General features: G+C 40.1%; 14 protein-coding genes. 9 read left to right on the top strand and 5 right to left on the bottom strand.

The window, feature by feature from the left end; translation table 11 throughout:
* The first annotated feature begins 84 nt into the window (after positions 1–84).
* On the top strand, positions 85–2,262 hold the full coding sequence (locus AAEU28_RS10110) for a malate synthase G (protein WP_421964001.1): 2,178 nt from the start codon (positions 85–87) through the stop codon (positions 2,260–2,262).
* 473 nt (positions 2,263–2,735) lie between these two features.
* Here AAEU28_RS10110 and AAEU28_RS10105 read toward each other — a convergent pair whose 3' ends face one another.
* Positions 2,736–4,781 carry a beta-propeller domain-containing protein gene (locus tag AAEU28_RS10105; RefSeq protein WP_421964000.1) on the bottom strand — a complete coding sequence of 682 codons (2,046 nt, stop codon included), beginning with the start codon at positions 4,779–4,781 and terminating at the stop codon, positions 2,736–2,738.
* Positions 4,782–4,955: 174 nt separating this feature from the next.
* Between AAEU28_RS10105 and AAEU28_RS10100 the strand changes: the two genes are divergently transcribed.
* The 4 genes from AAEU28_RS10100 to AAEU28_RS10085 are packed head-to-tail and all read left to right on the top strand — an operon-like array spanning position 4,956 to position 8,207.
* A complete protein-coding gene (locus AAEU28_RS10100; protein ID WP_421963999.1) occupies positions 4,956–5,891 on the top strand; it encodes a MipA/OmpV family protein in 936 nt (311 codons plus the stop codon).
* Positions 5,881–6,291 carry a DUF3019 domain-containing protein gene (locus tag AAEU28_RS10095; protein ID WP_421963998.1) on the top strand — a complete coding sequence of 137 codons (411 nt, stop codon included), beginning with the start codon at positions 5,881–5,883 and terminating at the stop codon, positions 6,289–6,291. Before AAEU28_RS10100 ends, AAEU28_RS10095 begins: the two co-directional genes overlap by 11 nt.
* Positions 6,291–6,980, top strand: a complete 690-nt coding sequence (locus AAEU28_RS10090) for a response regulator (protein ID WP_421963997.1) — start codon at positions 6,291–6,293, stop codon at positions 6,978–6,980. The genes AAEU28_RS10095 and AAEU28_RS10090 overlap by 1 nt, the downstream gene beginning before the upstream one ends.
* Before the next feature lie 6 nt (positions 6,981–6,986).
* Entirely contained in the window at positions 6,987–8,207 is a 1,221-nt protein-coding gene (locus AAEU28_RS10085) for an ATP-binding protein (protein ID WP_421963996.1), read from the top strand.
* A gap of 93 nt (positions 8,208–8,300) precedes the next feature.
* Here the strand turns inward: AAEU28_RS10085 and AAEU28_RS10080 are convergent, their stop codons facing one another.
* From AAEU28_RS10080 to AAEU28_RS10070, 3 genes are all read right to left on the bottom strand, one after another.
* Positions 8,301–8,840, bottom strand: coding sequence for a hypothetical protein (locus tag AAEU28_RS10080; protein WP_421963995.1), 540 nt, complete (start codon positions 8,838–8,840; stop codon positions 8,301–8,303).
* A gap of 335 nt (positions 8,841–9,175) precedes the next feature.
* Entirely contained in the window at positions 9,176–9,589 is a 414-nt protein-coding gene (arfB, locus tag AAEU28_RS10075; RefSeq protein WP_138479322.1) for an alternative ribosome rescue aminoacyl-tRNA hydrolase ArfB, read from the bottom strand.
* Positions 9,590–9,727: 138 nt separating this feature from the next.
* On the bottom strand, positions 9,728–10,030 hold the full coding sequence (locus AAEU28_RS10070) for a hypothetical protein (RefSeq protein ID WP_421963994.1): 303 nt from the start codon (positions 10,028–10,030) through the stop codon (positions 9,728–9,730).
* A gap of 123 nt (positions 10,031–10,153) precedes the next feature.
* On the opposite strand from AAEU28_RS10070, the gene nhaR reads away from it, so the two are divergent.
* From nhaR to AAEU28_RS10050, 4 genes are all read left to right on the top strand, one after another.
* Entirely contained in the window at positions 10,154–11,047 is an 894-nt protein-coding gene (nhaR, locus tag AAEU28_RS10065; protein ID WP_421963993.1) for a transcriptional activator NhaR, read from the top strand.
* An 83-nt stretch (positions 11,048–11,130) separates the two neighbouring features.
* Positions 11,131–12,075 carry a class I SAM-dependent methyltransferase gene (locus AAEU28_RS10060; RefSeq protein ID WP_421963992.1) on the top strand — a complete coding sequence of 315 codons (945 nt, stop codon included), beginning with the start codon at positions 11,131–11,133 and terminating at the stop codon, positions 12,073–12,075.
* Between the two features lie 462 nt (positions 12,076–12,537).
* Positions 12,538–13,002: a GNAT family N-acetyltransferase gene (locus AAEU28_RS10055; RefSeq protein ID WP_390443411.1), complete on the top strand. Its 465-nt coding sequence runs from the start codon at positions 12,538–12,540 to the stop codon at positions 13,000–13,002.
* A 288-nt stretch (positions 13,003–13,290) separates the two neighbouring features.
* The gene (locus AAEU28_RS10050) at positions 13,291–13,659 is read left to right on the top strand and encodes a response regulator (RefSeq protein ID WP_421963991.1); all 369 of its coding nucleotides are present in this window, start codon (positions 13,291–13,293) and stop codon (positions 13,657–13,659) included.
* A gap of 68 nt (positions 13,660–13,727) precedes the next feature.
* Here the strand turns inward: AAEU28_RS10050 and AAEU28_RS10045 are convergent, their stop codons facing one another.
* Positions 13,728–15,875 (bottom strand): prolyl oligopeptidase family serine peptidase, encoded by a 2,148-nt coding sequence (locus AAEU28_RS10045; RefSeq protein WP_421963990.1) that lies wholly within the window; start codon positions 15,873–15,875, stop codon positions 13,728–13,730.
* Positions 15,876–16,056: the final 181 nt, after the last annotated feature.

Here is a 16,056-nt window from a genome sequence, read left to right as displayed (position 1 = left end):
GAATGGGTTAGGGGTTAGGTTTTCGCTGTTTTTAAGATATGGTTTGTCTAAACCCGTTCAAATTTTATGCTTAGGAAGATATTCATGAGTGCAACAGTTCAACAAGCTGGCTTAACCATAGATCAGCAACTTTATGACTTCGTTAATCAACAGGCTTTGCCCGGCACCGGTTTGCAAGCAGAGACTTTTTGGCAAGGTTTTGCAGATCTGGTCAATGAACTTACACCAATCAATAAATCATTACTGACAAAGCGAGATACACTGCAGTTGCAGATTGACGCCTTTCATAAGCAGCAAGGGCAATGGGATGCAGAGGCTTATAAATCATTTTTGACTGAAATAGGTTATCTAGTGCCTGAGCCTGAAGAAGCAACGATCACCACTGAACACGTTGAACCTGAGATTGCGCTCACAGCAGCCCCACAGTTAGTTGTGCCTGTAAGCAATGCACGTTTTGCATTGAATGCGGCGAATGCAAGGTGGGGCTCGCTCTATGATGCACTGTACGGCACGGATTTATTGCCAGAAAAAGACGGCGCTGAAAAACAAAAAGCATATAACCCGGTACGTGGCTTTAAAGTAATGGCTTACGCGAGACAGTTTTTAGATATTGCCCTGCCCCTGCAATCAGGCTCTCACATTGAGAGTACTAATTACTCAGTGCTAGACGAACAACTTGTTGTCACTTTGAATGACTGTTCGCAAGTCTCGCTTTCGACACCTGCACAGTTTGTGGGTTATCAAGGCCAGGCACAGAATCCTACGGCTTTATTGTTCAAACATCATGATTTACACATCGAAATTCAAATTGACCCGCATAACCCTATCGGACAAGCCGACAAAGCGGGGATCAAAGACGTATTACTCGAAGCCGCGTTAACGACTATTATGGACTGTGAAGACTCTGTCGCCGCTGTTGACGCTGAAGATAAAGTCGGTGTTTACAGCAATTGGCTAGGCTTGATGAAAGGTACCCTAACGGATACGTTTATAAAAGATGGTCAAGAACTGACACGAAGCTTAGCGACCGATCGCGAATATACCAGTAAGAGTGGTGAGCGTTTGAGCTTGAAAGGTCGTAGCATGATGTTTGTGCGTAATGTCGGGCATTTAATGACGAACCCTGCGATCTTAGATCAAAATGGAGAAGAGATCTTTGAGGGGATCATGGATGCGGTGATCACGTCGTTGTGTGCAATGCATGATCTACAAGGCAACAGCCCATTTAAAAATTCGACAGCTGCGAGTGTTAATATCGTTAAACCTAAGATGCATGGTCCAGAAGAAGTCGCCTTTACCAATACCCTATTCTCTCGTGTTGAAAGTTTATTAGGTTTGCCAGAAAACACATTAAAAATGGGCATTATGGATGAAGAGCGTCGCACTTCCGTGAATCTAATGGCGTGTATTAACCAAGCTAAATCTCGTGTGGTATTTATTAACACTGGGTTCTTAGACAGAACCGGTGATGAAATTCACACCTCAATGGTCGCGGGTCCGGTATTGCCTAAGGCTCAGATCAAGGCACAACCTTGGATAGCGGCGTATGAAGATCAGAATGTGGATATTGGTCTAAAATGCGGTTTCAGTGGCAAGGCGCAGATCGGTAAAGGCATGTGGCCGATGCCAGATAAAATGGCAATGATGATGGAACAAAAGTTGGCTCATCCTAAATCAGGTGCCAATACGGCTTGGGTGCCTTCTCCAACAGCTGCAACGCTGCATGCGATGCATTACCATCAAGTGGATGTTTTTGCTATTCAGACTGAACTGCAAGCGCGTCAACAAGCGTCACTCGATGACTTATTAACGCCACCTTTGTTGCTTGATGTAGAGCTAAGTAAAGAAGATATTCAATCTGAACTTGAGAATAACGCACAAGGTATTTTAGGTTATGTGGTACGTTGGATAGACCAAGGCGTTGGTTGCTCAAAAGTACCAGATATTAACCATATTGGTTTAATGGAAGACAGAGCGACTTTGCGTATTTCAAGCCAGCATATCGCAAACTGGTTGAAACATGGCATTTGTACGCCAGAGCAAGTACAAGCGACATTTGCCAAGATGGCGGAAGTGGTCGATACGCAAAATCAGCACGACACACACTATACGCCAATGGCATCAAGTAAGGATAGCCTAACAAGTAATCTAGCGTATCAAGCGGCATTAGCCTTGGTATTCGAAGGTGAGCAGCAGCCTAATGGCTATACAGAGCCACTGTTACATAGTTACCGCCTCAAGTACAAAGCGGCAAATTGCTAAAGTGCTAACCTAACCAATTTCTTTCCTAGATTGATGCCAACGTAAAGTTGGCATTTTTCGTTTGTTACCCATAAAAATAAATTTAATTAAAAAACTTAAAGTGTGATGTTGTAACACTTTAGGTTTTGTTATATTGTAACAACTGTTTTAAGTGATGTACTTTCTTTTCCCTTGAAAAGATGAATTCATAAACTAATCGCCCGTATTAGTTTATGAGTATCGATTCAGTTAAAGAGTACGCTTTAGGCGGAGGGTTTTCTCAGTTTCCCTCCGCCTTTTTTATATCGCAAAACCCCTCATTTAAAAATGTAAAGCCCCTTTACAAATGAATAGACACTGTTGACGAAACGAGAGTTAATTCTAATCCCTCAAAACTATTGAGATTTGGATATTCCTGTTTTTCAGAATAAAAAAAGCTGGCAATTGCCAGCTTTGGTAATACCCAGTTAGGGCATTATGCGTAAACTTTATTGTTAGAGTGGACCTTTATTGTCACTCGGCGTTTGCCATAAACTATGCCAGATGTAATTGCCGTGAATGTAATATAAATCATCGCTATGAATTACAGCCCTGTCTAATCCACCCCATACATATGGCGCGGTTTCAGCGCTAATATTTGAATAATCTACTTTGCTGCTACCAAGGTAATTAAGTGCTGGCGCTTCTGTTGTATCTATTTCAAATGAAGCAAGCTCGCTCACTCTATGCCATAAATATGAAGTGCTGTTATCAGATTGACTTTGCCATGTCTCGACAGGCATGGTGAATCGTAATACACCTGAGCCAGTCGTCAAAAAGCTGAGTGATTTATAGTCCCACTCTGCTGGAGTGTAAGCATTTGCAAATACTTTCTCATTAACGACTTTCGGATTTGTGATATCTGAAATATCAAAGAGTGTGACTTTGGCACCACTTTCAATCTCTTGCGCATTTGGAGCTTGCCAATCTTGAATATTTTGTCCGATACCAAGCAGTAAGTTTTCACTGACAGGGTGTAAGTAGGCTGAATACCCGGGGATCTCTAATGCGCCTGCAATTTTAGGCTTTGTTTTATCAGCTAAATCGACAACATAAAGTGGGTCTATTTGTCTAAACGTCACGATAAACGCTCTATCTTCAGAAAAACGAACCGCGTAAATATTCTCATCAACTAAGCCCTGCTCATTGGTTTTGCCGATAGGAGTGGGATGCGTATCGTTAGGCAGTTTTGCAATGGGCGCTAATGAGTTCTCTTGTTGTTGTAAAACAAATAACTGATGTTTAAATGGCGAGAAACCAGCAGACTCGTTAAAAGGTAAGTTAGTTGTGGTGACAATGCGCAAATCGTTATTAAATTCGCTGAATCTTAAATTTTCTGGTCCTCTGCCTAAATGCCCTTCGACAGCGCCAGTTGCTGTGTAATCAAGGATATCGCCAGCCAGGTCAAATTTATGAATAACGGTTTTTACTGTATCATCTTGAAATACAGTACCGTGTGTATAGAGTGCGTTCTCTGAAGCATATATCCCATAGATATTCGTGTTGATACAAAGCGACTCTCTTTGTTCAGGGTTACTTAAATTAACTTTAGTGATAGTAATAATACTGTCGAATCCATCTTTATCTGATGCATCAGATGAAATATAACAGTTATCTGGCGTGACCAACTCTTCACTATTTTGATTGGCTGTATTAGTAATGTTAGGTGTCAGTTCAGCGAGTTGCACTTTACTGAGGTTTTGATAGTTTGCCAGCACAGTCGCTTCATCATTATTACTCGTATCGAATCCAGTAAAATTAGGGTGGTAGTTGCTCACCAAATAAAGAGACCCATCAATAACCCTGCTATCGATTAACCCTCCTTCAATTTTAAATTGGTGTTTGATGGCGGCTTGGCTAGGTTGACTGACATCAACTAGGCTTAGCTCAAATTCATTATCACCGTAATAGAAAAATGGCTCTACAGTCGCTGCCATGTCATTTGCGATGGGAAATGAAAAGTAGCTAGGTGAATAATTTAAAATAGCGAGTGTATTATCATGAAGGTAGAGTTGTTGATCTGATCTGTGCGCTTCAGAATAAGTCAGGTTTTGTATAGGGGTCATTTCACCCTTTTCATTGCGTTGCATGATACGGATATAGTTTTCACCTTCATTTGAATCATGATCTATATCGTTGAATGAATTAGCCGCAATAAATAAAAACTCACCGTCATATTTAATTCTGTCTGCTTCATCAACATTTTGCTCTTGTTGATTTGTTTGAGAGAAGTCTTCTGATGTTGAAGGCGAAGCGGTTGCATCGTTTTCTGGAGCCTCATAGTTAGAAAGGCGCGCTTGATAACGTTTGAATAATCCGTTTTTAAGATTTTGAGAAAATTGAAACTCAGATGCCTTGATAAGTGGTGCTGCCGATACTTTTATATCATTCAACTTTGGAATTCTTTGTTCATCTATTGGTGGTGTATCTGTGTTATTACTACCCCCACAGCCGATTAAAATACCTAATGTCAGTGAACTGAGAAAAAGAGAACGTTTCACTTTGGGCTCCTTGAAAGTGATTAAGTTAAAAGTCGTTGTGTGTTTTTTAATCTTAATCAGCCTGCCTAGAATATCTGTTATTTTAGCTAGGCGAATTGTTATTTAATGTAACCGAGCATAGAAAAATAACTTAGGAGTGGTAAATTATAGTCAGGGAAATAGAAGGGTTTGATTTTGAAAGCTTCTTTAAAGTATTTATTGCTGTTGGCTGCGTTAACGACGTCCAGATTAGGTTTAGCTGCTGAGTCTGCAACTTGCTCGCAAGCCAATGAGGAATGTATTGAAATTGGTCAATGGCAGGTTTCGTTAGCTGTTGGGGGCGGTGTACTGACAAACCCTTTGCAAGGTGGCGAAAATATCCCTCTCATTGTGGTGCCTTATGTCAGTTACTACAATGAACAGTTTTTTCTTGAAAACACCACACTTGGTTATACATTTCAAGAAGCTGAACACTTTGACATAAGTGCTATTTTAGAACTCAATGGTGAGCAAAAGCATTTTAATCGGCTGCATGCCGGTAATATTATTGGCGTTGATGGTGCGCTCAGTGAAGGTGGAAACTCTGAAGTCCCAACTTCTCCTGATTCGAACGGATCTGAAGACCTTTTCCCTGATACAGATAAACCTGCTGAACCAAAACGTCTTCCAACTTTAGATGATATTGCCAAGCGCGATTGGGCTATAGATGCCGGTGTACTTGCCCATTGGTATATAGGTAAACAGCATAAAATAACCGCTCAGTGGTCACATGATGTCAGTGGCGTTTATAAAGGCCAGCATATTAAAGCCAGTTATAAATACCAGCTTGCTGTTTTTGATTGGCCTGCAAAACTGCAGCTCTCAGCAGGATTTGACTGGCAAAGTGCTGAGCTTATTGACTATTACTATGGTCTAAATAGTAAAGATAACGTAGAGCAAGCGTACTTTTATCAGGGAAAGCAAGGTGTGTCGCCTTTTCTTGGGACGGTATTTAATTACCGGATTAACAAGCGGTGGCAGTTTAAGTTCAGTGCCAAGCGTACTTTCTTATCGAGTGCGATAACTGATAGCCCATTAGTGAATGATAAGCACCAAGATTATGTATTTATCGGGGGACTTTATGAGTTTTAGTCGCCCATTATTCATATTGGTTTCGAGTTGTTTAATCGCCTCTCTTGCAAATGCGCAAAACGTTTCTGAACCTGGAAATCAGCATGCGCCCTCCCTTGCCATTAAACCTATCACCTGCGTGGTGAAAAGCTTAGGTGAAGCATGCCAAATGAAAGCGAACGTGACTTGGCAGTCACCTGTACCGCAGAGTGTGTGTTTGTTTCAGGATAAACAGCAACTGAAGTGTTGGGCTAAGCAAAATCAAGCATCTGAAATGTTTGATGTGACACTTGATAAAACCATGGTATTTAGCTTGCGTGATAAAAAGCAAAATACATTAGTTGAACAAACCATCAAGGTGCACGCACTGAGTAGTCGAAAGTACCGCCGAAAGTTAAAGTCTGATTGGAGTTTATTTTAATGTCTAAAGTTATTTTAGTTGAAGACGATGTTCGCTTAGCCACTTTGACTGCGCAATTTTTAAAAGCAAATGGGTTTGAAGTAGAGATGATCCATGATGGGGCTGACGCCGCTAAGCAGATCATTGCTATGCAACCTGATATCGTAATTTTAGATATTATGCTACCGAATCAAGATGGGTTCAGTATTTGCCGTGCCATTAAAGACGAATATTCTGGGCCTGTATTGTTTTTAAGTGCCAAAGACAGCGACTTTGATCAAGTAAAAGGGCTCGAGATTGGGGCTGACGATTATGTTATTAAGCCTGTTGAACCCTTTGTCTTATTGGCGCGTTTGAATGCCCTACTCCGTCGTTGTCAGAATAAGCCTGTAAATCAAGATTCTCTAACTCTAGGTGCATTACAAATAGATAAAGCCGATCGTCGAGTGTACCTTGATAGCGAAGAGGTTGAGCTAACCAGTTATGAGTTTGATTTATTGTGGACACTAGCAAGCAATGCCGGCGAAACTCAAAGCAGAGAGTTTATCTATAAACATGTTGTAGGCAGAGAATATGATGGACTTGATCGCAGTGTCGATGTGCGTATTTCACGTCTTCGCAAGAAGCTAGGAGATAACTTAGAGCAACCATTTAGACTCATTACAGTGTGGGGAAAAGGCTACTTATGCTCTAAGTCGGCTTGGGAATAAGCAAGCGTGGTTCGTCTTCTAATTAGTCTTTATTTGGTGGTCATCACCAGTATTATTGTTATTAATCAAGCCAGTGATTATGTTTGGCAAAATTGGGTGACACACGCGCCAGATGAACTTCGTCATGCCAAACAAGTAGCGCATGTGATGCAAGCACACATTACAGCGCCTGAACAGCTTCAGGTGAGTTATCAAGGACTAGATATTGATAGCATTGCATGGTTAGAGGAGCAACGCACTCAATTATTAAATGGCGAAGTGCTGACAACCTATAATGCACAGGGTCAGGCATTATTGAGTTTTTTATTAATCGACAACTTCACTTTAGTACAGCTCGGTCCTTTCTTACCCTCAGAACCAGCGTCGAATAAGCTATATCTTTTCAAGTTCATCTCTTTTTTGGTATTAGGGTTATTGTTGATTGTTTGGTTAAGACCTTTATGGCTAGACCTGATGCAATTTAAGCGAGTTACAGAACAATTAGCGCAAGGCAACTTAAATGTAGAACGTAAGACTTCTCGCTTTTCTGCCATTTCTGATCTCACCGAGCAATTTCATATTATGGCGCAAAAAGTTGCTAACTTGATGACTGATCAAAAGCAGCTCGTCAATGCGGTTTCTCATGAACTTCGTACTCCGCTTGCGAGATTAAAATTTGCGTTGGCTATGCTACAAAGTGCACAGCCTGAGCAAGTTTCTGGTATGCAACAAGATGTTCAAGAGATGGAGTCATTAATCGATGAAATGCTCAGTTACGCACGCTTAGAAATCGCGGGTGAGCAGTTAAGTCGTGAAGAGTTTGACCTATCAGAGTTAATGCAGGCGCAACTTGATAAGTTGCGAGGACTCGGTAGTAAAGAAATTACCACGTTTATTGCATCGGGTATTACAGTCAATGCCAATGCGCACTATCTTGCCCGCGTAATACAAAACTTACTGCAAAATGCCGATAAATATGGTGCTAGCCAAATTGATGTGTCTCTAACTGAGGTTGAACAGCAGGTGATTATTGTGGTTGAAGATGATGGCGAAGGGATAGCTGAAGACCAATACGAGAGCGTGTTTATGCCGTTTGTTCGATTAGAAAAGAGCCGCAACAAGCACCTTGGCGGTTATGGACTAGGTTTGGCCATAGTGAAAAAAATTGTAAGCTGGCATAAAGGACAATGTGTGGTCGCAAAAAGTAAACTTGGCGGTGCGAGTTTTGTGATCACGCTGCCAAAATGAGTTTTATTAGGATAGAAAAAATTTAAGTCTAAAGATTTAGAAACTGTTCAAAATAACAAAGGCCTTAATTAAGGCCTTTGTTATTAGTAAAACTTATTCAAACTCTAAGGTGATGTAATTTGAGACGAACGGGTCAATGGTAATCGTACCTGTTGCATAGGATTTTCTATCAACACCTCTGGTTTGCGCTTTAATGTAATACTTACCAGCTGGCAGTGTAATATTCTCATTAAAGGTAGTATCAAGTTTGGTTCTTGTATTTATTAACCAGCCTTCTGGTGAGTACTCATATAAGTAAGCTTCGAATGCGACATTACCGATACGAGGGTGAAAAGAGCGCTCTATTTTAAGGATTGTTTTATCGTTTGGATTACGCTCGGCTTTAGTTATGGTTGTTTGCCCATAATCTCGCGACGTTTTTTCAGCTGTGATAATGGAAATATTTTCACTGCGAACCGAATAATTACCTGATTGATTGGGTGTGTTTGTTACAGGAGATGATGGGCTTGTAGAACCAAGGATACCGTTTATTGCACCGTTGACGCCGTCTTTAACTGTACGTTCAACGGTCGTTGTTGAACAGCCTGATAGTACTGTCATTGCGGTGAATAATAACACGAGTTGAGTTTTCATATTTCTTCCTAGTCGTTTTGGCTTACCTTAAAGTTCAAAAGTACACACTTTTGAATGCGTTATTATTAAACAATTTACCCATTATCTGCAATAAATAATATCTAAAATAGGGGCAAGGAGTGTTTTTATACCAATCCACTTAATTAAGTGAGCTATTTTGAGGGTAGGAAAGTTTGTCGATAACAAGGCAAAAATTTTGCTATTTAGTTTTTCTCGGCAATTGCTCCTGCATTGCTCTACCTTCTGCATCCATGCAGTCGTAAATAAGAAATTTTTAACGCCGTTAGCGGCAACTTTAGTCCCTAAAAATGATTAAGTATTATTGAGGATTGGTATTAGTAATCAACGCGCTTGCGAAGTTGTTTTGTTTGGCCTTTTTTGACTTTGCTATCGACGCGTTTACGTTGTGAGCTACGTGTCGGTTTTGTGTCTCTGCGTGCCTTTTGAACTTTGATCGCATCTAAAATAAGGGCTTTTAAGCGCTCTAATGATTCTTCTTTATTCATTTCTTGACTACGGTGAGACTGCGCTTTTATGACGATGACGCCCTCTTTGGTGATCCTAGAATCTTTTAGCGCAAGTAGCCTTTCTTTGTAAAATTGTGGCAGCGATGAACGCTTTATATCGAACTTTAAATGAATGGCGGTTGATACTTTATTGACGTTTTGCCCGCCAGCGCCTTGGGCACGGATCGCACTGAATTCTAATTGCCAAGCTGGAATTTCAACATTGTTGGATAAAACTAACATGTCACATCTCTTGGTTTTTGCTTAATAGTGAGAGTTTAACATGTTGGCGGTAGATGTTTGCAGTTTTGAAGATATGTCGTGTCCAAGCAACTGTTCAAGAAAAATCACGGCATCCTTGCCATGGCAAGTGCTTGGGAATTAGTGGCCTAGTTGGTACTTATGTGCTAATCGTTGCTGTGAATACTGAAGTGCGCGTTTTGTTGCTTGTAATAAGTCTTTACCCTTGGCTTTTATCTGCATACTAGGCAAGCCTGGCAATAATAATTCAATGTTGCATTGCTTCATGCTGGTGGCTTGATCTTGAGATATATCTTTTACATTGATAGTAATTTTACGAATGTTTTTACTGTACTTAGACAGTTGGCTATTCACCAGTCGTGAAATTTGCATTTTTGTCGCGGCATTTTGTAATTTGTCTTGTAGCGTCAAAATCAGTTTCATCGTGTAAATTCCAATCAGTTTATAAAGTTTTATCGCGATATATTGCAGCGATGGAATTAATCTACTAATGTAATAGAAAAGAAAAAAGCTGATTAAATCTTACTTAGGGTTCGGTGAAATCGAATGATTACCAACATAAATTACAACCACCTCTACTACTTTTGGCAAGTAAGCCGCCATGGCAGCATCGCGGCAGCCAGTAAAGTGTTACATCTGACACCACAAACGGTCAGTGCGCAAATTACCAGTCTTGAACATCGACTCGGTAAACCGTTATTTTTACGTGAGGGGCGAGGTTTACGACTCACTGAGTTTGGCCAAGTGACCAAACAGTATGCCGATGATATGTTTGCCATTGCCGAAGAATGGCTGGAGACGACTCAGGGTGATATGAGCAATGTCTCTAAAACGCTTAGGGTGGGTATTTCCGACTCTTTGCCAAAGTCTTTGGTGTCTAAATGGTTAGCACCTTTGATTGAAAATGAACGCATTTCGAATCTACATTGTATTGATGGCCAACAAGCTGAGCTACTGGCGCAAATGGCTACGCACAAGCTTGATCTGGTTTTGGCTGATAAGCCATTAGATAGCAGTTTACCGTTTAAGGCTTTTTGCCATGAGATAGGTAAGAGCCAACTGGGCTTTTTTGGTAAAGCCAGCTTACAAAGCAGTGTGCAAACCCAATTCCCTAACTTACTGAGTGAGCTACCTGTCATTTTACCAGCTAAAACCAGTCCGGTGACAAGCGCGATTAAGTTTTGGTTAGAAGATCTAGAGTTAGAGGTATCTGTAGCGGGTCACGTTGATGACAGTGCATTAATGAAAGCATTAGGCGAGCAAGGGTTTGGTATTTTCCCTGCGCCATTGTCAATTAAGCAGGAAATTGAAAAAGCGCTCGATGTGACTTATTTGGGTTCAATTGAAAATGTTTATCAGCATTATTATGCATTTACACCTGATAGACTCATTAAAGATTCAATTTATTCAGAGTTTGTGAAAAACGCACAAAGTTGCTGATCAAATAAGCTTAGGTTAAAGAAATTAGGGGCTTTGTGCTTTTGTGAGTACAATACGTCCCTATTTACTTTTTTGAGCCCGTTATGCAGTCCTCAGCAATCTCATTCCTTGATTCTCATCTTGCTAATCTTTCTCCTTTGCCTAATGAAGTAAGGCGTTTATTTCACGGTCGAGGCAAAGCGTTTGAAGGGCTCGAACAATTAACAATTGACTGGCTTGATGGACAGATTTTGATTTCAATTTTCAAAGAAGTCGATGAAGACTTTCTGTCTGTGTTAAAGCAGCATATTACTACATGGTTGCAGATGGATGCATGGCAGGCGGAAGTCAAAAATGTATTGTTGCAGTATCGATTTAAAATGAACTCACCGATAGAAGTGGTTTTTGGTGAATTAACAGAACAGCAAAATGTCATTGAAAACGGATTGAAGTTTCAGCTCGATTTGGGTCAAAAGCAAAATAACGGCTTGTTTTTAGATATGCGCTATGGTCGTAAGTGGGTATTAGAAAACAGTAAAAATAAGCGTGTTTTAAACCTTTTTGCGTACACCTGTGGCTTTTCAGTTGCAGCCATTGCAGGTGATGCTCAAAGTGTTGTGAACCTTGATATGGCCAAAGCGGCATTGTCAAAAGGCAGGGTGAACCACCAATTAAATGGGCATGATTTGAGACAAGTCCGATTCCTAGGGTATGACTTATTTAAATCTTGGGGGAAAGTCAAAAAGTTCGGCCCTTACGATTTAATTATTATTGACCCGCCTAGTTTCCAAAAAGGCAGTTTTGCACTGACCAAAGATTATAAAAAGATTTTACGCCGTTTACATGAGTTACTCAGCGAAAGCGGACAAGTACTAGCTTGCGTGAATGACCCTGATCTGACTTCTCAATTTTTAATTGACGAAATGGCAGAGCATGCACCTTCAATGCGTTATCAGCACCGTTTAGAAAACCCGCCTGAGTTCATTGATAGTGACCCAGAAGCCAGTTTAAAAAGCTTATTATTTGTTTTAGATGGCAAATCAGAGTGAAGTTTAATGTAGGTGTAAAGCCCCTTTACACTTTAAATTTGATGATTAGATCAAGATTATTCTAACTCAGGTTATGGATATTAAATGGGTCGATTTTTCAGTCTTATTTGAAGTTATTCAATGTGATTTCTAGGTACTGACTCTCAATTTTTTCTGAGAAAAGAAAATTCACAATATTTTTTTAGAATTAAATTGAATTTATTTAAACAATCGAGGGTCAAACCTCAGCTATAAACCGAAATTTTACTAACTTTAACGACCTTATTTTATTAATAGATCAAATTTTTACTAACTGTAGCGTCGTTTTGAGATACAGTTAACTGGCTTAAGCGTCTTGCTTTCTGATCTACATTAACTTTTAAGTTAAATAGTTGTTTATATCGGTTAAATTAACTTGTTCATTTTAATCAAGCAGGTATAGTTTATGGCTGCTTTTAGATATCAAATAGGATTTGACGTAATATGCAATTAGTCGATTTAAACCCAGAAGATCCCAATGTCATTGAGTTATTTGCGGAGATCGATCGGCTGATGAATACGCTCTATCCTATAGCCAGTGATCAGTCTCTTGCGCTTTCTGAATTACGCCAACCCAATGTGCGTGCTATCGGTTTATTAAATGAAGATGGCATTGTTGCTTGTGGTGCGATTGTGAAGCAATTTGATAAAACATTATATGGTGAACTGAAGCGTTTATATGTAAAACCCGCTTATCGAGGTAAGGGGTTATCTAAACGCATTATGCAAACCCTGCTTCATTATGCCGGAGAAGCGCAAATCCCTCTTATGCGCCTTGAAACAGGTAGTAAGCAGGCTGAAGCAATCAGCTTATACGAAAGTTTAGGTTTTAAGCGATGCGAGCGTTTTGGTCTTTATCGAGATAATCCGCTGAGTGTATTTATGGAGCTACCACTCAGTAAAGCTTAAGTTGTACAGTGCCATTACCTGTAAGCAACTGTAATGGCTTTATCGCACTTTTTGCAGTAATTTCCTTCCTTGTGTTTTATATTTATACCAATGCGCAATAACACTTAATCATTTTAAGAGATTAAACCTGATGATAGCTGCGTTAAAGATTTCTCATTTAGAACAACTAAATAACGAAATCTTTGCCTTGCTACCAACCTGGTTTTCTTGCCTCAAAATAGACTACTTAGTTAAGCGGATTGGTATTATTTTTTGATTGTTTGACTCTAAGTAGGGAGACTTTTGGCGATGAAAGTACTCGTTGTTGATGACATGGCCGCGATGCGACATGTAATGATGAATATGTTGAGACATGTCGGTTTCGAACATTTAGATGAAGCTGTCGATGGTTTCCAAGCGCTAGGGATGTTAAAAAATGCCTCTTACGATCTTGTGATCACCGATCTTAATATGCCCAAAATGGATGGTCAGCAATTACTTAAATCGATCCGCAATGATCAAAAATTAAAGGACATGCCAGTGATCATGGTGACTTGTGAAAGCGATAAGCAAAAAGTACAGCAAGCATTACTAGAAAAAGTCAGCGGTTTTATTTTGAAGCCTTTCAACTTACAGACTCTTGAAAAGCAGCTATCAAGATTAAGAGCTGCTGTTTAATTCCATATTTGAGAAAATAAAAAAGAGCACCATCTGGTGCTCTCAATTTCTTTGTGTTTAAGCAAGCATTAAAGCTTAGTTACACCCATATTATGTAATGTGAATCCAAAGATATCGGCGTATTGGTCGATGATCTTGCTCGTCGGTGTACCTGCACCGTGACCTGCGTTCGTTTCAATACGAATAAGCGTTGGATTTGAACCCGTTTGCTTGTCTTGCAGTTCTGCTACAAACTTGTAAGAGTGAGCAGGTACAACACGGTCATCATGATCGCCTGTCGTTACAAGTGTCGCAGGGTACTGCACACCCGCTTTTACATTATGAACTGGCGAGTAGTTTTTAAGGTACTTGAACATTTCTTTGCTTTGATCTGCTGTACCGTAGTCATATGCCCAACCTGCACCTGCTGTGAAAGTGTGATATCTCAACATATCAAGTACACCAACTGCTGGCAGTGCAACTTTAAATAGCTCTGGACGCTGCGTCATTACAGCACCGACTAATAGGCCACCATTTGAACCGCCATTCAGAGCAAGCTTCTTACTTGACGTATAATCTTTGTCGATTAGGTATTCAGCTGCAGCAATAAAGTCATCAAATACATTTTGCTTCTGAAGCTGTGTACCTGCTTTGTGCCAGTTTTTACCATATTCACCACCACCACGAATATTTGCTACCGCGTAAACACCACCCATTTTCAACCATGCAGCACGAGAAGAGCTGAATGAAGGCGTAAGACTGACGTTAAAACCACCGTAACCATACAGAATCGTTGGGTTTGAACCATCAAGTTCTAAGCCCTTCTTGTAGGTGATGATCATAGGTACTTTAGTGCCATCTTTTGAGGTGTAGAATACTTGTTTTGACTCGTAGTTGTCAGGGTTAAAGTTAATCTCAGGCTTTTGATAAACTTCAGACTTACCAGATTTGATATCAAACTTATAAGACGTGGTTGGTGTTTTATAGTTACTGAAAGCATAATATAAAACTTCGTCATCTTTTTCACCACCAAAGCCGTAAGCTGTGCCCACACCAGGTAGTTCAATCGTACGAACTAAATTACCCTTCTTATCAAACTGCTTTACTTTAGATACGGCATCAACCATGTATCTTGCAAAGATATAGCCACCACCCATACTCGGGCTTAGCACATTTTCAGTTTCTGGAATAAGGTCTTGCCAGTTAGCTGGTGCAGGATTGCTCGCATCAACAGTAACAATGCGCTTATTCGGTGCGTTAAGGTTAGTTACTAAGGTTAGTTTACTGCCTTCGCTATCCATCACATACGTATCTGAATTGGTGTGATCAAGGATAGTAACGAGTTTGCTATTAGGCTTAGTTAAATCTTTGATAAATAGCTTGTTGCCAGAAGTCGAAACACTGGCAGAAATAATAAGGTAATGTTTATCTTTGGTAACGCTCGCGCCAACATAACGATGTTTTTCGCTTGCTGTTGCACCATAAATTACTTTATCTGCTGACTGAGGCGTGTTTAGTTGGTGGTAATATACTTTGTGCTGATCAGTTTTTGCTGATAACTCACTGCCTTTTGGTTTGTCGTAGCTTGAGTAATAAAAACCTTCATTACCGTACCAAGAAATGCCACTGAACTTCACATCAACTAAAGTTTCACCAATTTGTTTTTTGGTTTCAGTGTCTAATACAATGACCTTACGCCAGTCACTACCACCTTCAGAAATTTGGTAAGCAACCAGTGATCCGTCCTCTGTAAAGCTAATGCCCGCTAAAGACGTTGTACCATCTTCACTGAAAGTATTTGGATCTAAAAATACTTCAGGCTCGCCATCTTCAAGTTGGCGATAAAGTACATATTGATTTTGTAGGCCATCATTTTTGTAGAAATAAGTATATTTGCCTTTTTTAAATGGTGTGCCGATTTTTTCGAAATCCATTAACTCGGTTAAGGTTTCTTTGATTTGGTCGCGGTAAGGGATATTCGCTAGGTAATCAAACGTTGTGTTATTTTGCGCTTTTACCCACTCTGCTGTTTCTTCACTCATATCATCTTCTAACCAACGGTATGGATCAGCAACTTGTTGGCCAAAATAGGTATCTACCACGTTATCTTTACGTGTATCAGGGTAAGAAACTTGTGTTTTATTTTGAACTGCCACGTTTGAATCAACTTGTTCGTTTGAGCTATTACAGCCTGTCAGTGCGATTGCCACAGACAGTGCTAGTGCTTGCTTTAGCATAGTGTATCCCTTATTTATTTTATAATTCATCTCGATATTTCATCTTTGGCTGCAAGTATTCATTTGAGCGATAAGCAAAGGTATTGGCTTTGCTATTATGGAAACTAAACCAGTGTTTTAACCTCTCATCAGCGAATGTCTTTTAATAACACGATGAATAATGCAAAGGTTTGAAAAATCG

Origin of the sequence: Pseudoalteromonas sp. SS15, from assembly GCF_049257195.1 — a bacterium.
Taxonomy (GTDB): domain Bacteria; phylum Pseudomonadota; class Gammaproteobacteria; order Enterobacterales; family Alteromonadaceae; genus Pseudoalteromonas.
This window is presented reverse-complemented; position numbering and strand designations above follow the sequence as displayed.